At 40.1% G+C, this 23,722-nt stretch carries 21 protein-coding genes; 16 read left to right on the forward strand and 5 right to left on the reverse strand.

Annotated features, from left to right (window positions below; genetic code table 11):
• Window positions 1–118 precede the first annotated feature (118 nt).
• From JWR61_RS06540 to JWR61_RS06550, 3 genes are read right to left on the reverse strand one after another with little or no spacing between them, the layout of a single operon-like run.
• Window positions 119–1,537, reverse strand: a complete 1,419-nt coding sequence (locus JWR61_RS06540; protein ID WP_301927034.1) for a TolC family protein — start codon at window positions 1,535–1,537, stop codon at window positions 119–121.
• Entirely contained in the window at window positions 1,530–2,891 is a 1,362-nt protein-coding gene (locus JWR61_RS06545) for an HlyD family secretion protein (protein WP_301927035.1), read from the reverse strand. Before JWR61_RS06545 ends, JWR61_RS06540 begins: the two co-directional genes overlap by 8 nt.
• A gap of 27 nt (window positions 2,892–2,918) precedes the next feature.
• Window positions 2,919–4,562 carry a peptidase domain-containing ABC transporter gene (locus tag JWR61_RS06550; RefSeq protein ID WP_301927036.1) on the reverse strand — a complete coding sequence of 548 codons (1,644 nt, stop codon included), beginning with the start codon at window positions 4,560–4,562 and terminating at the stop codon, window positions 2,919–2,921.
• 268 nt (window positions 4,563–4,830) lie between these two features.
• Here JWR61_RS06550 and JWR61_RS06555 point away from each other — a divergent pair, with 268 nt between their 5' ends.
• The 6 genes from JWR61_RS06555 to JWR61_RS06580 all read left to right on the forward strand — a co-directional run bounded on the left by JWR61_RS06555 (window position 4,831) and on the right by JWR61_RS06580 (window position 12,457).
• Complete coding sequence (locus JWR61_RS06555) at window positions 4,831–5,754, forward strand: LysR family transcriptional regulator (protein ID WP_301927037.1); 924 nt, start codon at window positions 4,831–4,833, stop codon at window positions 5,752–5,754.
• A gap of 1,166 nt (window positions 5,755–6,920) precedes the next feature.
• The gene (locus JWR61_RS06560) at window positions 6,921–7,181 is read left to right on the forward strand and encodes a 2TM domain-containing protein (RefSeq protein WP_301927038.1); all 261 of its coding nucleotides are present in this window, start codon (window positions 6,921–6,923) and stop codon (window positions 7,179–7,181) included.
• 511 nt (window positions 7,182–7,692) lie between these two features.
• Window positions 7,693–9,420 carry a tetratricopeptide repeat-containing sensor histidine kinase gene (locus JWR61_RS06565; RefSeq protein WP_301927039.1) on the forward strand — a complete coding sequence of 576 codons (1,728 nt, stop codon included), beginning with the start codon at window positions 7,693–7,695 and terminating at the stop codon, window positions 9,418–9,420.
• Window positions 9,421–9,479: 59 nt separating this feature from the next.
• Window positions 9,480–10,118, forward strand: coding sequence for a response regulator transcription factor (locus JWR61_RS06570; RefSeq protein ID WP_301927040.1), 639 nt, complete (start codon window positions 9,480–9,482; stop codon window positions 10,116–10,118).
• A 335-nt stretch (window positions 10,119–10,453) separates the two neighbouring features.
• Window positions 10,454–11,107 (forward strand): hypothetical protein, encoded by a 654-nt coding sequence (locus JWR61_RS06575; protein WP_301927041.1) that lies wholly within the window; start codon window positions 10,454–10,456, stop codon window positions 11,105–11,107.
• 477 nt (window positions 11,108–11,584) lie between these two features.
• A complete protein-coding gene (locus JWR61_RS06580; protein ID WP_301927042.1) occupies window positions 11,585–12,457 on the forward strand; it encodes an isocitrate lyase/phosphoenolpyruvate mutase family protein in 873 nt (290 codons plus the stop codon).
• Here the strand turns inward: JWR61_RS06580 and JWR61_RS06585 are convergent.
• Window positions 12,427–12,735 carry a hypothetical protein gene (locus JWR61_RS06585; RefSeq protein WP_301927043.1) on the reverse strand — a complete coding sequence of 103 codons (309 nt, stop codon included), beginning with the start codon at window positions 12,733–12,735 and terminating at the stop codon, window positions 12,427–12,429. The genes JWR61_RS06580 and JWR61_RS06585 overlap by 31 nt on opposite strands.
• Before the next feature lie 270 nt (window positions 12,736–13,005).
• Here JWR61_RS06585 and JWR61_RS06590 point away from each other — a divergent pair, with 270 nt between their 5' ends.
• The 3 genes from JWR61_RS06590 to JWR61_RS06600 all read left to right on the forward strand — a co-directional run bounded on the left by JWR61_RS06590 (window position 13,006) and on the right by JWR61_RS06600 (window position 18,134).
• Window positions 13,006–15,663 carry a PAS domain S-box protein gene (locus JWR61_RS06590; RefSeq protein WP_301927044.1) on the forward strand — a complete coding sequence of 886 codons (2,658 nt, stop codon included), beginning with the start codon at window positions 13,006–13,008 and terminating at the stop codon, window positions 15,661–15,663.
• 13 nt (window positions 15,664–15,676) lie between these two features.
• Window positions 15,677–16,042: a response regulator gene (locus tag JWR61_RS06595; RefSeq protein WP_301927045.1), complete on the forward strand. Its 366-nt coding sequence runs from the start codon at window positions 15,677–15,679 to the stop codon at window positions 16,040–16,042.
• Window positions 16,043–17,285: 1,243 nt separating this feature from the next.
• A complete protein-coding gene (locus JWR61_RS06600; protein ID WP_301927046.1) occupies window positions 17,286–18,134 on the forward strand; it encodes a hypothetical protein in 849 nt (282 codons plus the stop codon).
• A 162-nt stretch (window positions 18,135–18,296) separates the two neighbouring features.
• Here the strand turns inward: JWR61_RS06600 and JWR61_RS06605 are convergent, their stop codons facing one another.
• Window positions 18,297–19,034 carry a GDSL-type esterase/lipase family protein gene (locus JWR61_RS06605; protein ID WP_301927047.1) on the reverse strand — a complete coding sequence of 246 codons (738 nt, stop codon included), beginning with the start codon at window positions 19,032–19,034 and terminating at the stop codon, window positions 18,297–18,299.
• 199 nt (window positions 19,035–19,233) lie between these two features.
• On the opposite strand from JWR61_RS06605, the gene JWR61_RS06610 reads away from it, so the two are divergent.
• The 7 genes from JWR61_RS06610 (at window position 19,234) to JWR61_RS06640 (ending at window position 23,564) form a co-directional block, all read left to right on the forward strand.
• Window positions 19,234–19,365 (forward strand): hypothetical protein, encoded by a 132-nt coding sequence (locus JWR61_RS06610; protein WP_301927048.1) that lies wholly within the window; start codon window positions 19,234–19,236, stop codon window positions 19,363–19,365.
• 13 nt (window positions 19,366–19,378) lie between these two features.
• The gene (locus JWR61_RS06615) at window positions 19,379–19,642 is read left to right on the forward strand and encodes a hypothetical protein (protein ID WP_301927049.1); all 264 of its coding nucleotides are present in this window, start codon (window positions 19,379–19,381) and stop codon (window positions 19,640–19,642) included.
• A complete protein-coding gene (locus JWR61_RS06620; protein ID WP_301927050.1) occupies window positions 19,615–21,048 on the forward strand; it encodes a molybdopterin-dependent oxidoreductase in 1,434 nt (477 codons plus the stop codon). Before JWR61_RS06615 ends, JWR61_RS06620 begins: the two co-directional genes overlap by 28 nt.
• 56 nt (window positions 21,049–21,104) lie before the next feature.
• The gene (locus JWR61_RS06625) at window positions 21,105–21,509 is read left to right on the forward strand and encodes a cupin domain-containing protein (RefSeq protein ID WP_301927051.1); all 405 of its coding nucleotides are present in this window, start codon (window positions 21,105–21,107) and stop codon (window positions 21,507–21,509) included.
• The gene (locus tag JWR61_RS06630) at window positions 21,506–22,042 is read left to right on the forward strand and encodes a DUF488 family protein (RefSeq protein WP_301927052.1); all 537 of its coding nucleotides are present in this window, start codon (window positions 21,506–21,508) and stop codon (window positions 22,040–22,042) included. Before JWR61_RS06625 ends, JWR61_RS06630 begins: the two co-directional genes overlap by 4 nt.
• 275 nt (window positions 22,043–22,317) lie before the next feature.
• Window positions 22,318–22,668: a nuclear transport factor 2 family protein gene (locus JWR61_RS06635; protein ID WP_301927053.1), complete on the forward strand. Its 351-nt coding sequence runs from the start codon at window positions 22,318–22,320 to the stop codon at window positions 22,666–22,668.
• Window positions 22,669–23,264: 596 nt separating this feature from the next.
• A complete protein-coding gene (locus JWR61_RS06640; protein ID WP_301927054.1) occupies window positions 23,265–23,564 on the forward strand; it encodes a hypothetical protein in 300 nt (99 codons plus the stop codon).
• Window positions 23,565–23,722: the final 158 nt, after the last annotated feature.

A 23,722-nucleotide genomic window follows, 5' to 3' on the forward strand; every position in this document is an offset into this window, starting at 1 on the left:
ATCTATAGTAAGCATAAAATATTTTAATGTATTTATCATTTAAAATAATAGCAGACAAGATCATTATCTTAATCACCGGGCTACATTAAATTGATGGATGGATGGATAGTGGAATGGCTTAAAACAGTTTACCAGCAGCCCATTCCAGAGCGTACTTCGCCTTGTACCATTTTGAAACCAGCTCGAGTCTTTTTTGCTCTGATTCAATTACTTTGATTTCCCTTGTGTTAACCAGGAAAAGGGAGCTTTCGCCCTGCGCAAATTTTAATTCTTCGCTGCGTAGTAAAGACTGGTAATTATTGAACATGCTTTGTGCAGTTTGCAACTGGCTGGCCAAAGCAATTAATTCATTGTAATAACTGTGTATTTTATTTTCCGTTTGCCGGCGTTTGTTATTGAGTTCCAGGTTGGTTTCCTTAATTTTTAACTGCGCATTTTTATAGTCGCCACGGGCTTGCCTTAAAAACAAGGGAATTTTAAAATCTATACCCCACCGGTAATTATTCTGGATAAAATTGGTACTAAGGTTTTTAAGAGCGTAGTAATCTTTATTCAGCAGATTCGCTTTTACTGAAAGGTAAGGTAGCAGGCTCTGGCGTTTTAATTTACGCTCTACTTCCAGACTGCTTAATTTAAAGTCATAAACTTTTAAAACAGGATGTTGAAGTATAGATTGGGCAATGAGCTCTTCTGCATGTTGATTGGTTACAGCAGGAGCAAAATTTAAACTTTCAGGAAGAAAATTATCAGGTAATTGATAACTGCTATAATTTTCAAACCATAAATAATTACCCAGTTCTAATTTTGCGTTCGTCAATTTCAAAAGGGCTTCCGATTGCATCAGCTGATACGTCTGCAGCTGAGTATAGGCTTCAACGGTATCCACCAATGCACGGTCGCCTTGAGTAAAGGCAATCCGGATTAACCTAAGCCTGTTGCTGGCTATTTCGGTAAACTTACTGTAAGCTATGTATTGCTGATAACTTGCGGCCCAATTCCAGTAAGCGAGGTAGCTGTTAAAAAACAGGTCATTTAATATTACCAGGCGCTCCTGTTCACTCTGACTTCTGAATAATTTAGCCTGTTGCAGTGCCGCACGTCTTTTATCTAACAGTAGCCCGTTGGCCAGCGGAATTTCAAGGCCGAGATAACTTGTTTTGCCCTTTGTAATTTCTGATGTAATATAATCACCGCCATTATTTTCAATGCCTGTTTTAATATTACCAACCGGTAAAGGAACGTTCAACTCCGGGTTATTATAGAAATAATAATTTTTACCATCAAAGGTTTTTCTGCTGGCTTCAAAGGCAATGGCGGGATCAAAATTTCCTTTAGCTGACAACAATGCCCCATCCGCTTTTTCTACCGCGATATTAGCCTGCTTTGCCACGGGATGGTATTGCTTTACCTGGCTGATAAAGTCTCTTTCAGTAAGCACCTGCATCTGTGGATCTTGTGCGTAGCTAAATAGTATTGTACTAACATATATGGTAAAGACAACACTACATTTCTTTCCAATAGATTGCACATTACTCATACTTACTATTTTGGGTTTCCTTGTTTTCTGCCTGTTTATAGTAATCTGGTGGAAAGCCGTTGATGTTTCGCCACAGTTCATAATATATGCGCACGTCTTTTAATAACGCAATACCACTAGCGCCGCCTCCCATTCTTAACTGTTGAGGCCATTTTCTGTCATCCGGATCCTCAGCCACCAATACCCTGAATTTACCGTTACTGCTTACAGATGTTTCTACAGCTGAAACTTTTCCGCCAAAGGTTCCGTAACTGTTTGTTGGCCATCCACTAAATACAATTGCAGGGAAGCCGTCAAAAACAAAACGGACTTTTTGCCCCATATTAATTAACGGAAGATCCATCGGTTCTATGAACATTTCCACAGCATATTGTATATTAGTTGGTACAATTTCAACTACCATTTCGCCTTCCTTCAATATCTCTCCGATACCAGCCTTTTTCGCTTTGATAACCTGGCCATTTTGCGGAGCTTTGATATAATACAACTGATTCCTTGCATCATAACTTGCATAAATATTTTTCAGTTTTGCTACATCTGCCTCTGTGGAAGCAGCATTAGAAAGTGATGAGTATTTATCGCCCTCTGCTTTAGAAATCTTGTCTGTGTATTCCTGAACAGTACTGTTTTTTTCTATTCTTAATATAATCAGCTCCTGTTTGCTTTGCGAATATTTATTTTCAGCACTAATCTTTTTTGCAGCGGCATTTTGATAATTCATTCTTCGTTTTTCAAAATCAACCAGCGATATAACGCCACTATCCAGCATCAGTTTTGCCGCATCAATTTGTCTTTTATATACGTTCAGCTCATTGTTTACCGCAAGTAAATCGGTACTGTCGCTGGTAACTTTCAGTTGTTGTTGCAGCATTTTATTATTCAATGATTGCAACTTTAGATATTGGCCTTGCAATAAAGCGGAAGTCTGTGTTTCAGCCGTGCCTGCCTTGCTTTTATATCCTTCAATGCTTTGCTGTTTGGCATCAATTTGTTGCTGCGTTCTGCTCAGCAATTGGGGATCAAAATAATCCACCTTCACTTCGCCCAATTGTAAAATCGTGTCGCCCTCTTTCACAAAATCTCCTTCCTTTACATACCACTTAAGTACACGCCCGGCGATAATGGTATTTAATTCCTGCGGCCGCTGTTCCTGTCTCAGCGTAGTGATGGTTCCTTTGGCCCGGATATTTTGCGTCCACGGTAACAACATCGCTAATATTAAAATGATTAGCATACCATACAGCCATTTTTTTACATTGCCTTTTTTCTCAATTTTATAAACCTTTTTAAAAGAGCCTAATTGGCTTTGCTGTGCCTGGTATTCAATATCTGCGGTAATATATTTTTCCATCATTGATTTTAAAAAGCGGTTACTTAGATTTTAAAGATTTAATACACTGTCACATTCTTTTGATAAATTTTCATCATCAGATGCTATCAGTATCGTGGTGTTTTTTTGATTTTTCAACCAGGTTAATAGTATAGCGGAAGTTGGTTTATCCAAATATTCAAAGGGCTCTTCCAGCAGCAATAGCCTGTGCCTGCCAAGCATAGCCCTGATGAGTAATATTTTCTGTCTCACTTGCTTTGAGAGTCTTTTTCCAACGGGGTCGAGTAACACGTACATCCCTTGCTTATTGGACTGTACAAATTCGATTAAACCAAATTTTTCAATATAGTCTTCTACATCATTGATACCAATGCCCGGGTTGCCCATGGTGATATTTTCAAGCAGGCTACCCGTAAAAATATCCTGGCTGTTAACAAGTATCCCCGTGGCGTTACGAATGCTTTGTAGATCATAATTGCTAATAGACTGACCATCTATCAGTATATTACCGCCGAAATTTTTATAGGTACCCGTTAATAACCGCAATAAAGTAGATTTTCCCGAACCGGAAACACCTCTTACATGAACAAGCTCTCCTGCTTTAATACTAAAATTTATATTGTTCAGAATGTTTTTTCCATCAGGATAAGTAAAGCTTGTATTCATAAATTGAATAGAAACACCTTTCTGAATATGCTCTAATTGCAGCTCTCCGCCTGTTTCAGTATCAGCTTCCGCAACCTTGCCCAGTTTTTCTATTGATACCAGCGCATCATATACTTTATCCAGGCTGATAATCACTTTTTCAACTGAACCTATGATAGCAATAATTACGATATCAGCAGCAATGAACTGCCCGACATTTATTTGCTGATTTACCAGCAATATGGTACCCACAATCAGCATTGCAGCAGTTACGATTATCTTGAAGCTGATAAGGCTCCAAAACTGTATGAGCAATATTTTAAAATAGTTCGTTCGGGCGGCTAAGTGGCCACCAATAAACTCATCCGTCTTGGTAATATGCAGGTCGCTTTTTGAATATTTAAAAGATTTTACCACACGGGCAGTTTCCTGCAGCCAGGCGGCTACCTTGTACTTATAATCGCTCGATTGTAATGCCAGTGCCAAACCCTGGGGAGAGGTGAAATAAAGTATCAGCATGATAATGAAAATTAACATGATTCCGAAGCCAATAAAAACAGGATGATAGAAGGATAACAACATTAATCCCAGCAGGATCTGGATGACGGCAGCAGGTAAATCCAGTAATAGTTTCTCTAACCCTTTTTGCAAAGAAACGGTATCGAAAAAGCGGTTCACTAATTCGGGTAAGTAATAATTATCTAATTTCTCATTATCCAGTTTTGGCAGCCTGTCGCTAAATTCCAGACCATATCTCAGGAATATCTTTTGTTTTAATTTCTCAATAATTTCAAGCTGCCTTACCTGCAACAAACCATTTAAAAAAGTGCCGAAAACAACCATTATAATCAATACCACTATCGACGTAGAAACCGAGCCTGCCATCACAAAACTGATGATGGTTTGTATACCAAGAGGCAGTGATAGCTGTACCACACCCGCCATGATAGCAAAAGCGTAAATGGAAGAAATATCCACTTTATCCAGCCGGAGGATTTGATAAAATTTCTTTAAAGAAGTGCCGATTAAAACTGTTTTATTTGATATCATCAGGTTAAATAACGCCAGGGTGAATAATTTGATTTTGGGTTTCGTAGCATAGCTGTACCCCTACGGCGTTCAAAGACCACAGCGCTGCGACGATTAAAGATGTACAGATGATCATTTTATTTTCCACTTTTTTTCGCTTTTGTTGTTAATTTAGTTGCCGTTAATTTATTTTAAAGCCAACTTTCGCTTTATTCGGATACCGCAAATTTGATAACTATAGTGCATAATTATTTATTTATCTTTATAATGTTATCCATAACGTTTATTTATGAACTATACACTAAACCAACTTCAGATATTTCTTAAAATTGTAAAGACGCAAAGTGTTACCAAAGCTTCAGAGGAACTACACCTCACACAACCTGCCGTTTCCATTCAGCTCAGAAATTTCCAGGCTCAGTTTGAAATCCCGTTAACGGAGGTAGTAGGAAGGAAGATTTATATAACAGACTTCGGAAAAGAAATTGCAGAGGCTGCTGAAAATATTATCAACCAGGTATATGCCATCAACTATAAAACTTTAGCTTTTAAAGGGCAGCTAACAGGGAGGTTGAAAATTTCAGTTGTATCCACAGGTAAGTATGTAATGCCCTACTTCCTTTCTGATTTTATCAAACAACATGATGGAATAGAGTTGATGATGGATGTGACAAATAAAAATACTGTTTTGGAAAGTTTGGAAAATAATGAGGTTGATTTTGCACTCGTTTCTATTTTACCGTCTACGCTTAACTTTGAAAAACTGGATTTACTTCAAAATAAGTTATACCTGGTTGGTAACAGCGAATTGAAGGTTAAGAAATCAGTAAGTACAAAAGAAATATTTAAAGACCTGCCTTTAATTTTTAGAGAGAAGGGATCTGGTACCAGGCAAACAATGGAAAAATTTATTCAACAACACAATATACCGGCTTTGAAAAAAATGGAGCTCACTTCTAACGAAGCGGTGAAGCAGGCCGTTTTGGCTGGATTAGGTTATTCAATTATGCCTTTGATTGGCATTAAGAATGAATTACACAATCATGATTTGCATATCATCCCTATCAAAGGAATGCCAATTAAAACAGTCTGGAGCCTCATTTGGCTGAAGGGAAAAAAGCTATCGCCAGTTTCTGCATCCCTGTTGACTTATCTGAAAAAGGAAAAAACCAAAATTGTTCAGGATAAGTTTAACTGGTATGAAGAGTATTAAAGCCTGTTTAGCATTTAATAGTTGTTACCTGTAAACCGATATTGGATTTTTTTCAGCGACTGTTTGATTATGCTCATTTTAAATGGGATAGCATTTTGGGGTTAAGTATAGTATGTGTAAGTTGTAAACTAATATGAATTCCAAATTTGACAGATCAGGTTGATGATAGCATAGTGCTGGTCAAATAAATTCTAAATTAATTTCAGCTGTTCTCAATCAGCTGACAAGTCTGCCCCCGGGGTCGGTGTCATTTAGATTTGTATACTTGCGTGGTTGGGTGTAAACTTTTCCATCCGGGGGTGGAGCGCCCTGCGTCTGTAACAAAATGAGGTATCTACTTTACGCAGGGAGCATCAATTTTAGCCGCGAAAGGAAGCTGGCTTAAAGGCGCAATATTCCTTTTTTTAACGGCTTTTTTACCTGCTTTATATCTTCTCTCATACACGTGTTGTCAGTCTTAAATTCATCCTTAGTAACGGCTGACTATACTGCGGTAGAAATTGTCCGATCCATTTATCAGTAAACATTTTTTCCGGGGAGTACCTTTCAGTGGGCGGGTTTAAAAGCATTTTGGGAAATCCCACTGAGCCAAAATATGCACGAATAAGGAGGCGCTGAAAAACTTTTAATATTATTAAACACTGTTGTGTTGATTAATAACTTTCATGATATTTTGTATGATAACAAATCTGGCTGAATGTACCGCTGACAGGAATGACGGATATCAAGTTAAGGATTGACAGCGCTCATTGAAAATGCAGATGACATGAAGTTACTTAGACATGAATTACTCAAGGGAAATATTTTTGATTATGAATCCCGCGACTATAAGTTATGGAATTGAACAAATGATCATAAACAACCGTGATGGTAGTGGCACAATTGAATAGAATGTTATTTTCAATATTCGGCAGCTACTTCCGATGAACAGAAAACAATATTGCGGGGAGCGGGAAAACCTGTGTTTGCGATTTATAGCAGACTGCATTTGCTATTTAAGATGTATGCACTTGCACTATTGTTATTTACTTCTGCGATGTATTAAACAATAGTAGCCGGCTAATACAGTAAAAGATAACAATGATTTGATGACAGGCATCTGGGGGATAGAATAATATTTTAAAATGAAGTTTTGTTGTTAATACAAAAATTAAAAATTGTCAGCTATGAAAGAAGAAAAAGATGAACAACTATGGCAACAAGCCAAAGCAAGAGCAGATTTTAAAAAACACCTGGCCACATATATTGTCACAAATGGTATGTTATGGCTAATCTGGTTATTTACCGGCGGCGTTAATGCCTATCCCTGGCCAATCTGGCCAACAGCCGGTTGGGGCATTGGTATTATTGCTCATTATTTTGATGTGTACAGGTTTGGTAACACTGCCGAAAAAGAATATGAAAAATTGAAAAAACATAATGTGTAAACAGGGTAAGAAATTCTGACTTCCTGGATAGTAAGACCTCTATGGAATAGTGTTTAGTTCTGTCTTAGCAATGAAAGACTAAACGAATTGGCTCCAGGATGAACATGCACGGGACGTTGTTGGGAAGGTAGCGGAAGAACGGGGAGATGTTTATATTTTAGTCCATGGTTTAATGGAAAATTAGTATTAACGGTGGTGAAAGTGGTGAACTAAAGTAAAGGCTCTGAAGACTCAAGGTTTAAAGGCAGAAACAGAGCGTTGACGATCCTTGCACCACACTACGAATTTGCTAAGACAATAATGTGCCCACTGCAGCTTTGATGTAAACATTGCCAACAAAATTGCAAACATATAAATTATTGCAAAGTCTGATTTTGCAGACCTCGCGGGCGGCACAAGAATATGCGGCCCACATTTCGAACGCAAGCTCTTGCGTCAATGCGGAGCGTTTCATCTTATATGTGATAAAGAGGAAACCGGTTTTATGTGTAGATTCTTATTACATTTATAGATGCACAGGGCAAAAAGCAAAACATATCTCCTTTTTATTTTTCTTATTTCATGTGTGCAGGCAAATGCACAGAATGGCGACACCGACTCCTTAAAACAATTACTGCTAACACAAAAGCAGGATACCAATAAAGTTAATCTGCTTTCTGAAATCAGTTTCGTTTCACTGGGGTCGCAGCCAGACACATCTGTATGGTATGCACAACAGGCGCTGCATTTAGCAGAAAAACTACAATATGAACCAGGTGTGTTGAACGCTGCATTATCATTGGCAGATGCTTATACAACTACCGGTAATTACCCCATGGCAATTAATTTTGGCTTTAAGGCCCTAGCGCTTGCAAAAAAAGCAAACCTGCCCCTGAATATTATCTGGGCAAATGCACGCCTCGCCCAATGCTACTATTACCTGGAAGATTACAGTACCACCCTGCAATACGACCGGACTATTTTCACCATAGCAGAAAAATTTTTTCCTGATAGTATTGCCTTTATCTGCACCGATCTTTCGCGGGTGTTTGATGGGATGAATCAGCCCGACTCTGCGTTGCTGTATGCAAAAAAAAGCTATTACCAAATTAAGGCCTGGCATTATGAAGGCTGGTATACCGTGATATATCCGGTACTGGGAAACGCTTTTGCAGGTAAGGGCCAGTACGATTCAGCGCTTAACTTTTATAGAACTGGTTTACATGCCGCGTTAAAAAATAACGCAACCACGGATGTGATTGATATTTATAACGGCATTGCCAAAGTACACCAGGCAATGGGCAACCTCGATTCTGCCATATGGTATGCCAACAGGGTAGTTGCCGAAAAAACAGCTACATCTTATCCCATCGGTTTACTTAAAGCAGCCAAACTGCTGGTGGAAGTATATGACATAAAAAAAGCCCCGGACAGTACGTTAAAATACATGCGCAAAGCAGAAAGCATGAAAGACAGCTTATTCAACCGGGAAAAAACGGTTGCTATTGAGAACCTTGCTTTTAAAGAGCAGGAAAAGCAACAGGCTGTCGCCATCGCCAGGAGAAAACTGCAAAATTGGTTTTTAATGCTTTTTTTGCTGGCATGCTCTATCGGCGCAGTTGCCACGGGCTGGATAGTATTACAAAACAAACGCCGCCTGCAATTACAAAATATGCGCAACAGCATTGCAGATGATTTGCATGATGACATTGGTTCAACGCTTAGCAGCATCAGCATTATGACTGAACTGGCCAGGAAAAAGTCACCGGAAGCCGCATCATTGCTTAATTCAATTGGAGAAAGCGCATTGAGTATACAGGAAAACATGAGTGACATTGTGTGGGCGGTGAATCCCAAAAACGACCGTTTTGAAAACATTGTACATCGCATGAACCAGTTTGCTTCAGCAATACTGGATACAGGTACCACGCAGTTGGATTTTTCAGTAACGCCAGATGTTGGCGCTTCCCGGTTAACGATGGAGCAGCGGAAAAACTTGTATCTTTTTTTTAAAGAAGTAATAAACAACGCAGTAAAATATGCAGATGCCGGCCATATAAGGATTGACATAAGCAAGAAAGAACACCATATAAAAATGAGTATACGTGATAACGGCAAGGGGTTCGATACATCGGGTCGATATGATGGTAACGGATTGGGGAGTCTGAAAAAACGTGCGGCAGAATTAAATGCGGTGCTGGAAATCAAATCCGCAATAAATGAGGGAACCGAAGTACAACTCAGTTTTAAAATTGCGTGAACAGGGGTATAGGTTGATGAAATAACAGCCTTTCTAAACTAAAAGAATAACCAAGCCGGATGGAAATCAGAGTAGCGATATTTGAAGACAATAAACAGCTTAGAGACAGTTTGAAAGAACTGATCAACACCGCAGCAGGGATGGTGTGCACCGGTGCGTTTCCCGATGCCGCCAGCCTGGTCCGCAACATTACATTTGCCATGCCCGACGTGGTACTGATGGATATACACATGCCGGGCATATCCGGTATAGAAGCCGTTCAAATAATCAAAGAAAAATTTCCTGCTGTGCGGATACTGATGCAGACTGTTTTTGAAGACAACGATAAAATATTTGCTGCTATTTGTGCTGGCGCATCGGGTTATATGCTGAAGAAAACAACACCGCAAAAAATGCTGGAAGCTGTTGAAGAAACTTACCATGGAGGCGCTCCCATGACCGCTTCCGTTGCCGGCAAGGTTTTGCAGATGTTCCGTTTGCAATCGGGCATTGCAAAACCTGAATTTATTCAGTTATCAGGAAGGGAAAAAGAAATTTTAGGCTTGCTGGTTAAAGGTAAATCGTATAAAATTATTGCGTCTGAATGTTTTATTTCTGCCGATACAGTAAGTACACATATCAGGCACATCTATGAAAAATTACACGTCCACTCTAAAAGTGAAGCTGTCGCAAAAGCAATCAAACAAAAATTGGTTTAGCGGTTTTCTTTGCTGACATAACAATCCAGGTAACATCACATAATTATCAGGTAAGCTATTCACATATTACCGTTCGTTGTATTGTAGTTTACACCCGCTATTTCTTTTTAGTTATTCCCATTTCATCTCCTGGGCTAAAAAATCACCAATTCAGGTGATTGTCTGCGCACGGTTGGTGCCGGTAACTTTGGCATCAATATAATCAGGCGTAAATTAAAATATTTTATATGAGTCAATATATTCCGGAATCAGGCAATGGTAACGTTATACAATTCAAAACTGATACAAATGCATTTACCCCATCCATGCAAAAAGGGCGGTATTTTTTTGTAACAATGGCCGGCCTTTTTCCTGTTATCGCACTTGCCGGATTTATACCCAGTTATGTCGCCATGCGTGCAGGCGAGTTTAATATTCACTGGTCTGCGCACGTACACGGCGTGCTGATGCTTGGCTGGCTGATAGTTTATATAATGCAAAGCTGGCTTGCTTTAAAGGGGAACTTTAAATTCCACCGTGCTCTCGGTTTGTATGCGGTTGTGCTCGGCATCATTATCTGGTGTTCTATGGGCATTGCTTCAGCTCACGCACTGATAGGCAATGCGGTTCCGGCTGACAGCTTTCTGTTCGATATTTTGCTGGTGCAATTATACATCATGCAGGTGTTCGGATTCTTCTTTACATGGGGAATCCTTGTGCGTAAAAACGCTGAGGCACATAAGCGATTGCTTTTTTTAGCAACATTGGTTTTAACGCAGGCTGCTATTGATCGTATGCCTTGGTTGCAGGCTGGGTCACGTGCTTTTATCTGTCTGGATTTGATGCTGATCCCACTTTTTATTTACGACTGGATCACGTTAAAACGCATTCACCCTGTTACATGGGTGGGGCTGTTGGTATATGTGGCTGCGCAAGTGGCAGTAATTGTAACATTTGGTTCAACGGCATGGCATACCTTTTGGTTTAATCTTGTCAGTAAATTTTATTAAATAAGTTACAGAGAAATCTATCATCAAAGCTGGCATACATCATCTGTTGCATCGGGAGAGTGTTATTACTGCCGCGGTTGTTATAAAAACTGTCCTCCCCACAGGCCTGCGGTAAAAATGAATTATCTTACAGAATAATATTGAAAGGCGGCGACTGTAAATAAAATGATCACCGCAATTTGTGCAATGAAAGAATGCAGTAAACTTTACTAATGGTAAACAGTGGGGTTTAAATAGCTAAGCTGTTCGGCCAGGTTATTCTGGTTGACTACAAAGGCGGTGAGTACAGCGGATCACGCGGGCAGGAGCTTCATTGAATAGAATTACACCGGCCAGGGAATTAAGGTTTTTGTTGAAGAAGGATTTGCCGGCACGGAAACATATTTGTTTAGCAGCGCTGTTTTTTCACAAATACCCGTTGGCGTTAATTCAATGAGCATTCAATTGTAGTTATATCAAACATCAATAAAGCATAGTATGATGGTTTCAAGTATTCAAAAAGAAAAGGCTGAGCAGTTCTTAAAATTTCACCAGGACAAAGAAATGCTGGTTCTGTTAAATTCGTGGGATACCGGAAGTTCTAAGTTAATAGAAGCATGCGGCTATAAAGCAATCGCAACAACAAGTATGGGTATAGCAGCCTCTTTAGGATATCCAGACTGTGAGGTGATACAATTGCCTGAAATGATTGAGGTTATTAAAAGAATTGTGCAGGGAGTACAAGTTCCGGTAACTGTGGATATAGAAGCCGGATATGGAAATAATTTAGACGAAATCATTGATTCGGTAACAAAAATAATTGCAACAGGAATAGTCGGTATAAACATTGAAGACAGTTTAAATTTGAATCCGGTTTTAATTGACGAGCTTGAATTTTGTGAAAGAATCTCTGCCATTCGAACATTGGCAGATTCTCTGGGTTTTCATTTGGTAATTAATGCAAGGACGGATTCATTCTATGTTTCCACAGGCTCTTCTCGGGAAAAATTAACTGAATCAATCAGGCGTGGCAATAAATACCGGGAAGCGGGTGCTGACTGCATATTTGTTCAACCTGTTTGGGAAAAAGAAACGATTTCAACATTGGTTAAAGAAATTAATGCCCCGATTAATATTCTTTCGAACCCTACGATTGGAGCAGGGGTACCCCTATCAATTAGTGAACTGCAGGATTTAGGTGTTGCACGTGTTAGCCTCGGTTCAGGTTTGATGAAAGCTACGCTGGCATTAATTAAAAAGGTTGCTGAGGAACTATCAGGGAAAGGGACTTACAATATGCTGTTAGATTCTCTGTCACCAATACCCGACGCTGCATTGGCCTATAAAATGGCAACAGGATTGAATAAATGAAGAAAAACGCTAACAACAGCAGCAGCGCTTAGTTGGGTACACAGCACCAACAATGAAGCCTGCTGCTGAATAAAACCGGCAAACGAATAGGGTGTTACCAATAAAATAAAAGTTATATAAACATCTTCAGGAGCAGTTCGCTCCAGGTTTTCCCTTTTGTGCTTTATTATTGGATTCGCATCCTGTAACAGAGAGATAAAGTATACAGAAACCAACAACGCGATAAAAGCTGACAACAGCACGCTTAGAGCAACTATTAAATAAAAATACTCATACATATTACTGTCTTTTTACAGCATCTCCATTTTTTTTCTGGTTCGTCGCCTGACGAAATTGATTATTTTTTGGGAACAATTGTTGATGACAAGTACATAACTTAGCTGACAGGGCTAAGCCATTCAAATCACTGTCCTTATTAATTGTTCAATTCATTTTTAAAACCAGCAGTTAGTTAAATTCGCATGTTACTAAACCAGGTTTGCAGCAAAAAACATGCAGAGAAAAATGATCATAAAATTAATAATAAGACTTAAACCAGTTGCTGAATAATGGATCTTAAATTTCCCAGTCACGGTTATAAAGACGTGTTTTATAATAGCATTGCGCCCATGTTAATAGTAGGTACAGATGCGCCGCATTACACCATGCTGGATGTAAACAACGCTTATCTCTTCGCTACCCATACCCGGCGGGAGGATATTATTGGGCAGCCGGTGTTTGGTGTGTTTCCGGCAAACCCCGGCGACAGTATGTCTAAAAATGTTGAGCGTACCATTTTTTCATTTGAACAGGCCATTAAAACAAAAGTTACCCATACCATGTATAATTACCGGTATGATATCCCAATACCCGGAAGCAATGAGTTTGAGGAACACTACTGGACCACAAGCAATACACCAGTATTGAATGAAAGCAATGAAGTACTTTATTTAATTCATTCCCCGTCCAATGTCACGGATCTGTACAAAGCACAGGAACGTGAGGGGGCGGCCATCGCCTTAACAAAAAAACAGCAACTCCAATTGCAATCTGTTTTTATGCAGGCGCCGGTAGGTATCGGGATTTTTAAAGGGCCTGATTATATAGCAGATCTTATCAATCCGCCCCTTTGCAGGTTATATGGAAAAACGGAAGCAGAATTGTTGGGTAAAAAAATATTCGACGTGCTTCCAGATGCAAAAGGCCGTGGGTTTGAAGCACTGCTGGATAATGTACGCCTCACAGGTATACCATATAGGGGAGAGGAGCTTGGTATACCAATGCTGCGGAATGACAAATTGGAAACAGTGTACGTGAATTTTGTTTACGAACCGTTCAGGGAGCCTGATGAAACCATCACCGGTGTAATTGTGGTGGCAACAGAAGTGACTGAACTGGTAAATGCAAAAAATAAAATTGAAGAAGTTGAACTGCGAAACCGCATTGCAGTGGATGCCGTGGGCCTGGGTACATTCGACCTGGACCTTTTGACGAACGAAGCATTTACCTCAACTCAATTTGCCCGCATATTCGGTTTTGAAGAAGCCTTATCAAGAAATAATTATCTTGAACTGTTTCATCCTGATGACGAGCCTATCCGCCGGCAGGCATTAAAAGATGCACTCGTAACCGGCAGGTTGTTTTATGAATGCCGTATCATTCACAAGGATAGTAGTATGCACTGGGTTAGGGCGGAGGGTAAAGTAATTTATGATGATAACGGGAAACCACTGAGCATATCCGGTATAGCACTGGACATAACAAAAGAAAAAAAATCTGCTGATGAGCAGCGCAAACTGATTTCGCTTGTAGAAAACAGTGTAGACCTGATGTCTATATTGAAAATGGACGGCTACAATTCTTATATCAATGAAGCAGGGAGAAAATTACTGGGTTTTAAAGATGAAACTGAAGTATTGCACAGGCCTGTTAGTGAACTGCATTCGCCGGAGCATTTGTTACAGGTACAACAGGAAGTAATTCCTTCTGTAATGAAAACCGGGAGATGGTCGGGTGTGATGATAGTTCGCCATCTGCAAACAGGAGAGAATTTTCCGGTATATAACAACTGTTTCCGGATAGATGATCTGGTTACCGGAGCACCTATATCAATTGGTGCTGTGATGCGGGATATGCGGCCCGAGCTTGCAGCCAAAGCAGCGTTGGCAGATAGTGAACAGATGCTGCGTAATATTACTACTGCATCTCCGGCGGCATTGTGGATGTCTGACGAAAACGGCCATATTACTTACGTTAACCAAACATGGGTCAACTGGACGGGAACTTCATATGAAGCTAATCTTGGTTCCGGATGGTTACAGAAAATTGTTGAGGAAGACAGGATAAGAGTTGCCGATAAATTTGTGAGTGATGTATTGGAGAAACGGAACTATGAAGTGGAGTTCAGAATAAACCATGCGGATGGCAAAATACACTGGTGCCTTGCAAATGGACAGGCCCATTATAATAATGAAGGAAAGTTTGCCGGCTATATCGGTTCGTGTATGGATATTACCGAGCAAAAAATGCTGCAACAGCAAAAGGATGATTTTATCGGTATCGCCAGCCACGAACTAAAAACACCCGTAACAACTATAAAAGGGTACGCACAGATACTGGAAAAAATGCTGCAACATCATGGCCTTGCCAGGGAAGCATCGATGGTAAGCCGGATGGATACCCAGTTAAAAAGCCTGACAAGTCTTATCGCTGATCTGCTGGACGTAACTAAAATCAATTCAGGCAGGCTTCAGTTTAACGACCGCGAATTTGAATTTAACCCTATGGTAAATGATTTGGTTGAAGACCTGCAGCGGATAACCGATAAGCATACTTTTATCTTACACCTGAACAAAACAGGTATTGTTTTTGGTGACAGGGAACGCATAGGCCAGGTAATCACCAATTTAATTACGAACGCTGTAAAATACTCACCGGGTGCCGAACATATTGTGATTACCACAGCGATAGAAAACAATGAAGTAACATTGTGTGTGGAAGATTATGGAATAGGCATTCCACGGGATAAACTGGATAAGGTATTTGAACAGTTTTACCGGGTAAGCGGGGATTTGCAGTATACTTTCCCCGGTCTTGGCCTGGGCTTATATATATCTTCAGAAATTATAAAAAGAGAGGGCGGCCGCATATGGGTGAACAGTGTAGAAGGGAAAGGTTCAACCTTTTGCTTTGCCTTGCCGCTGGTAAAAGAAGAAACTGACATATAATTGTAAACATATAATGATGCACAGATCAAAAAGAGTAATGATAGCAGATGATGATCCGGGTATATTGGATTGTTTATCAATTATGCTGGAGTACGATGGGTATGAAGTCAGCAGTACGCTGAATGGCTCAAACTTGCTCAGGTTAGGGGATGATTTGCCTGATTTATTACTGCTGGATACCTGGATGTCGGGTGTTGATGGAAGAAATGTATGCGCCTATCTGAAGGGCAATGAGCTTACAAAAAAAATGCCTATTATTATGATTTCTGCAAGCAAGGATGTAGAAGCATCAGCATTGCAGGCAGGCGCAGATGCTTTTTTGGAAAAGCCTTTTGAGATGGATGATTTATTGTCCAAGGTGGCGCAATATATAGGATAAACATGCTGCTTACTTTGATGGTTGGTATTAATAACTTCTCCCATTTTTTCCAGGTGTTCTGCTGCTTCCATGATAGCGTGAGTCCCCCGGCCAGTAGCAAAATAAAGTATCAGACAAATACAATTGAAAGCAAGCAACTTTAAGTATAATGGTCATCGCAATTCGTACAACGGATTAAATGAAGTGTAAACAATTACCATCAATAAGCGGCAGCATTTAAATTAACATCAGCAGCTTGCAATGGTTGGTACAAAAATGCATTAGTAAAAATATATAACAATGGCAAGGACAATAATGATCAAAATTATTTTTTGAAAGGGTATTTCTGGCTGGTTTAGAAGCATTAAAAAATGCAGGAATAAAAACCTTCAGTTCCATTGGATTCCCAGGATTATTTTGCATTATTGCTATTGGTTTTGTTAGCGTGTTCGCAGCTGATGCTTTTGAATCGGGTCACTCCGTCTGGCAACAATTGGTAACTTTTTTTATTCAACTTGTTCCATCCTTTATTTTGATCGGGTTGCTATATGTTTCATGGAAAAGGGAATTTGCCGGCGGTATATTGTTTACGGCTGTTGGTATCATTATGACACCAATTATTTTCCTTCACAATTACAACATAAATCACTTTTCCCTTGCGCAATGCATGGAGATAATATTGCTCATTACATTTCCTTTTATTATAGCAGGAATGCTCTTTATCATCAGCCATTTCAGAGCCAGGAAGCATTTATATCGTCTAAATAAATTTTAACTTTTGTCAGAATTTATTGTCGTGATTGGTTTATGCTCTTCCGGCATTGGCGAAAAGGTGTAGGCTAAAAAAGAGCTTTGACTATCCTGTGCCACACTACAATTGCGCTGACGACAATTCTGCTCCCGCTGCTGCAATCATGTAGCCCTTACCAAGAGAAATTAGTAAGCGTGTAAATTAAGCGGATAATATTACTTTGCAGTCAAGGCTAACGGCACAAGTGCATCCAGTAAACACTACCAACGCTACACGCTGGGCAGCTGAAAGCTATACCAGTTTGAAAGTATGCGTGCGTTACAAGGGAGTTCCGTCGCATGAGGTACACCGACCCGGGGAAATAAAGAAATGCCTGGTGCGCCGCTAAATAAGTATTGATATCAATAGCGTCCTTTGTAACAGCAATCAGCCAATTTAATAACCATTATCATTCTTTCCACAAAAACAAGACGGTAATTTGTTGATTGTTATAAGTGCAAAATACAAATCAGCATGAAATTTTTATTGATCCTTTTATTTATTCCGCAAGTTGTTTTTTCTCAAAACCAGGAGAACAATATTTTATTATACAATGTTGGGTTGGGTGGCATTACATCCGGCATTGGCGCAGTAATTAATAAGAAAAATGAAAACTGGAAAAGGTGTTTTGTAAGAGGCTTCTGGCAGGGAAGTATTGGAGGATTAATCAATTATTCGTCAAAAAAATCTATTTATTTGATCAATAAAAATAGCAGTTTTGCCTATGCCTTGCCAGCCAGATTATTAAATGCTGCAGGTAATTCAATAATGCAAAATGCTGCAGCCAACGAACCGTTTCTTAAGAACTGGAATTTTGAGTATGCCTTCCTGAGAGTTGACTTTTCTACAGGAGCAGCAAAAAAAATCAGGGTAAGGGTGTTGCCTGAGGCAGTAATTGCTTCTGGTGTAGCGCTCTCAGAAGGTAAATTCGATATTAGTACCACGCTGGTTACCGGTATTATGAGTTTTAAAAGAAAAGAGGTGATGCGCTCTGAAAGAGGAATACATGATGGAGTTAATTATGGGCGTGCCTTTGTTTACCAGGATACCAGTGAAAAATATTTGATTGTGGCGCATGAAATCATTCATGAATTTCAGTACCGGGAATACCTTGTTTTTAATTCCTGGCTACAACCTGCTGTGGCAAATGTAAAAGCACCTGGCTTAAAAAATATCTTTACAAAATACCTGTATCCCGATGTGCCTTACTTTGGGTTATTTTATATGATAGAAGGAGTATATCAATACCCCCTGCTTTATAGAAATTATTACGAATTTGAAGCTGAGCGATGTGCAACCAGCAAATTCGTAAAGGTTCAGTAAGGTACTAAACCTCTCCCGTAAAAAGGCTCAATCCCAGTCAGAATGAGAGGCGGCTTTTCTCTAAACAAGTGTTTTGTTTTCCGCTTCCGGGGACCTCAGCCATGATTCGTGTCTGCATGAAACAATTTCTGTCCGGAGCAGCTGTTGTCAAACCAATACAAATCAATGTAAAGAAGCCTCCATAGCTTCCGTTAAAAGAGAAGCCCATTTTTTATACTCTTCACCGGAATAATGCAAACCATCCAAAGCTATTAAGGAGGGGTTGTTAACTACCTGCCTTGACGCGGCTGTGATATTAATATAGTTGCATCCTCTTGCTGAAGCAATCTGGTTGTTGATGCTGTTATAGAGATCAATTTCTTCGGCAATTGCTGCCTGGTTCAAATTACCTGCTTTAGGTGTTACACTATAGTCCGGTACAGAGAGTACAAACACACGTTTCGGATTGTTACCTGCATAACTGATTGCGATATTCAGCAAGGTTTTAAATTCGTCGTGGTACCATTCGATTGGTAAATGCTGGAATTGATTGTTAACCCCGATGAGCAATGAAACAAATGAGTAAGTTGACCGGGCAGGCGGATTGGCGAAGATGCCGTTTAAAAGATTTCTGGTAGTCCAGCCAGTTCTTGCAATAATTTCAGGAACATCCATTTTTATTGAATCTGCCAGCAGCATAGCCGCTGTCTGCATGGGGTACCTGTCTTCCAACGCTACAGACTGCCCGATGGTGTAGGAATCGCCGAGCGCAAGATAAGAGCACGTACCCGAGTCCAATACCGCGGGCGGAACCCTTGGCGGTACTGTAACTACCGGTACCGGGGAAACAGATTGTACCTCTTTTTTTGAACAGGAAGTTACAGCCACCAACAGCAATGAAGCAACAAATATTTTTACCATGCCGTATATACGATTAAACTAAGGAATAGGTTTGAACATGTAGTTTACAATCATTGGCCCCGGCAGGTGGTACAGCCGGGATTGTATAACCCCGGTTAAACAAACTGTATTATCGTACTGCCAAAATCTGACAGGGTGCTTTACCGTTTTGAGGGCGAGTTGAACCGCCTGCTAATGCCATCCTTTATGTAATACAGCAATGCGGAAGAAAGTAGGAACAATAGTTGATGCTAAGGGCATGTACAACGATGTGCTGGGTACCATTTTTATAAAGCTGAAAGTAACATCCAAAAATGATTCTTTACAGCGGAGTATAACAGCTATTGTTTAAAATATTCGAATTCATGTTTACCCGTTTTACAAAGGAGGAAAAAGCAATACATTATCCCGCTGACAGGCGTATGCGTATTGGCGTTAAGCCTTATATGAAGGTACTGTTTGCCCTTCTTATATTGCTTCCGCTTGCAGCAGCATGGCTGCAATTTTGGATAAGAGGGTTGCCTGCAGATCCTGTGGGTATTTCTAATTCAACAACCCCGGCAGATCCTGCAGGGTTCCCAATGTGGGTAAATCTCAGCCATTGGGTCAACTTCTTTTTCTGGTGCTGATCATCAGAAGCGGCCTTTCCATTTTAGTGGATCATCCCCGCCTGTACTGGAACAATGGCTGCAAACCGGGAACCGACTGGATACGCTTTACACCCTTAAAACAACCAAAAGACAAATCGCGGACTGCTAAAGAAGATGCCCGTTATATCAGCCCTGTATTAGGTTTGCCCGGTTACCGGCATACCATCGGCATAGCAAGATCGTGGCATTTTATTACCGTGCCTTTTTTTATGCTGAACGGAGTTGTTTTTATATTCCTGCTTTTTTATACCAGGCAATGGGTACGTATTGTTCCCACCTCATGGAAAATTATTCCGGATGCCTGGAATGTTTTTGTTCATTATGCAACACTGCATCTGCCGGTGGAGCCCAATGGATATTATCAATTCAATGCGTTGCAGCAGCTATCTTATTTTGGTGCGGTTTTTATCCTGGCACCTTTGGCAATGTTTACTGGCATGGCTATGTCGCCCGCTATTGAAAACCGGTTTCACTGGTATCCAAAATTATTCGGCAACCGCCAGAGTGCCCGTTCTGTACACTTTTTAATCATGATAGCCTATGTGATCTTTATTATGATACATGTTGCTATGATAGCTGCAACAGGGTTGGCTAGAAATATGAATCATATTACTTTGGGAACAGATGATACGGGCAGTTTATCAGGATTGTACATCGGCATTGCAATTATTTTTATTACCGGCGGTATGGGTTTTCTTGCGCATTGGCTTTCCTGGCGCAAACCACGGTTGCTGCAACAGCTGAATGCTGCCATCAATGAAAATCTATGGCGGGTTACTTTAAACCGGTTCAAGCCAAAAGCGTATTACAACAAAAAGGATATTTCGCCCTACTTCTGGGCCAACGGAAAAATGCCTGCTTCGGAGACATGGCAACAACTTGCAGCAAATGATTTTAAAGATTACAAATTAAAGATTGGAGGGCTGGTAGATAACCCGGTATCATTATCACTGCAGGAGCTTAAAGATTTAGGGATGAAGCAAACCATTACAATGCATCATTGCATACAGGGCTGGTCAGGAATAGCTGAATGGGGAGGACTGCCAATTGGTAAAATTATTGAATTGGTTAAACCACATGCAACGGTAACAACTGTAGCTTTCTATTCTTTTGGCGAAGGGCTTTACGGAGGCGTTTATTATGATACCAGCACGCTTGATAACTGCCTGAAGCCTCAATCCATACTGGCATGGGAAATGAATTATGAAACATTACCGCCTGAACATGGCGCTCCGTTAAGGCTTAGGATAGAAAATCAACTGGGTTATAAAATGGTGAAATGGATAAGCTCTATTGAGTTTTTGGAAACACATGAAAGTATAGGGAAAGGTTTTGGAGGCAAAAATGAAGATGATGAATATTTTGATTTGCTGGCCAATACGTAATAGATTAAGAACACATCAATACAATACTATTTCAATAAAAATAAAATCAAATTAAAATGGAACAAAAATTCAACGAAGCAACCCCGCAACGCAAACAGGATCATCTTTTAGATGCAGCATTGGTATCCATAAACATTGCGGCTTTTACTGATCAGTTAAAACAAGAGCAACCCTGGAAAGAAAGCGATCGCAACAGCATAACGGTTTTTAAAACAGACGGGATGCGTATTGTGCTGATTGGTCTTCATGCAGGTGCAGAAATGGCTAAACATAGGGCCGGCGGTCATATCAGCGTACAGGTATTGGAAGGGCAAATAAAATTTACTACAGATGATAAGTCTCTTGAATTAAGTAAAGGTCAAATGCTGGCCCTTCATCCAGGCATTTCTCACAGCGTTCTGGCTGTACAGGAAACGATTTTTTTATTGACGCTTGCAACAACCTCAGCAGGAAAGCAATGATAAAGTCAGAACAAAATAAAACGATTTGGACAATCGGCCACTCTACCCGGACACAGGATGAATTTATTGCTATGCTGCAATCTTTCCAGGTTGAATTGGTTGCTGATATAAGAAGTTTTCCGGGCTCAAAACGGTATCCGCATTTTAATAAGGAAGCACTTGAGGTTTCATTACCTGAAAACAACATACAGTATATCCACCTGAGAGCACTCGGGGGACGAAGAAAAGTGCAGCCCAATTCTATTAATACGGGTTGGCGTGTTGCCGCATTCAGAGGATATGCAGACTATATGGAGACGGATGCTTTTAAAACAGCGGCAAAGGAACTGGAAGCCATTGCCTTAAAACAACGCACTGCTTATATGTGTTCGGAAGCAGTCTGGTGGCGTTGCCACCGGTCGCTTGTTTCAGATTATTATAAGATGCAGGGTTGGACAGTACGCCACATAATGGGCATCGGAAAAATGGAAGAGCATCCCTACACCAGCCCGGCCAGGATTGTTGGCGGGCATCTTGTATACAGCAAGGAGTAATCCTGCTGCTGCATCTCTTCCCGGGCCGGAGCGTTAGCCGGGGACCTTGCGTACTGAGGCGCAATAAAAATAATATACATGCTGTAACGTACGTGCCTATGCTAAAGGATTGTAGAAAGCTGTCATTTATAGAATTTCAAACGTAATGATACCCGCAACAATACAAATAGATAACGATAACTACGGGATTTATAATTTCGGTTTTTTACTCAGTAACATCTTATATTTATAGGGTAGTACTTCTTGCTAAGTAACAGCTAACCTGAAATAAAATTATGGCATCTCAATACGAAGACTTAATTAAGAAAGCTTATTCCGCATTCAACGCAAGAGACATTGACACGGTGCTTTCAACAATGCATCCCGAAGTTCAATGGCCAAAAGCATTTGAAGGAGGTTATGTAAGTGGATACGGTGCGATAAGAGAATATTGGACAAGACAATGGACGGAAATAAATCCCCATGTTGAGCCCGTGGGATTGAATGAAAGAAAGGACGGCACTTTAGAAATTACGGTTCATCAAATAGTAAAGGACTTACAAGACAATACGATTTTTGATGGAACTGTAAAGCATATTTACATTTTGAAAGACGGCTTGTTAAGGCGAATGGACATTGAGCTTTAACAGGCTTTTTAATCAGGGCTATTGCACCATTCATAACAACACGAACGAACAGCCAGGGTATCGTAAAAAAGTTGCGCACACCGAAGCGCAACCGGCGGCAAACCATTATGAATTTCAATTCAGACCGATAAAGTAAATAGAATACATTTAACTCAGGCATTGATGCATCTTCGCGGGCCAGTGTGTTACCCGGGAACGTTGTGTACATCCGGTAAACCAGCATAATCAGCCCGATGCAACGTTTTGTGGCATGCTACAAAAGACTGATTAGAAAAAAAACTGATGAAAAAAAGCAGGGGAAAGATAAACAGAACAGGATAATTTTATCTGTCGGTATTTATTGAAATGGTAATATGATTATAAAATTCCCCGTATCCAGTTGCGTGCTGCTTCTTATCTCACACCACTTAACTTGCCATACAGAACCAGTTAGCTATTGATGCTTTGTTCGTCAAAATTAGTCACAGTGTACGTTTCATCCTGTTTAAATTGTAGTATGGGGACGAATTATTTAAGATATTTATGCTTTACAGGAACTGGCACATTAATAGCATCCATTGACCAGGTATTGAATTACTCACACAAAAAATTACAAAATGAAAAGGTTAATTATTATGATGTTAGGCCTGGCATTTACAACAGGTGCAATGGCACAAACTAAGAAAGCCGAAGAAAAAGACCTTAAGAAAACAATTGAGGCTAAGAAAGATGAAAAGAAAGAAGTAGGCGATGATCTTAAACATTTGAAAGTTGGGCAGGCTGTTGAAGATAGAAAAGATGTAAGAGCCATCCGCAAGAATGAACACCGAAAAGCTAAACATCTAAAAAAAGCACATGGTGTAAAAAACCCGGTTCATAAAGCAGAAAAAGAAATAAGGGAAGAAAAAAAGAATTAAACCCAGCGGTACAGCTATCTCTTTAAAAAAAATAAATCGTCTCAATGGCCACGTCTTTAAAGATGTGGCTATTTTATTGTGTACACAAACGTTGATTGCCGGTTGATCAGCACCCTTCGCAGGAACGCTTCCTCCCAGCACAGTGGTTGCCACGGAAA

The organism is Ferruginibacter sp., assembly GCF_028288465.1.
Taxonomy (GTDB): domain Bacteria; phylum Bacteroidota; class Bacteroidia; order Chitinophagales; family Chitinophagaceae; genus Ferruginibacter.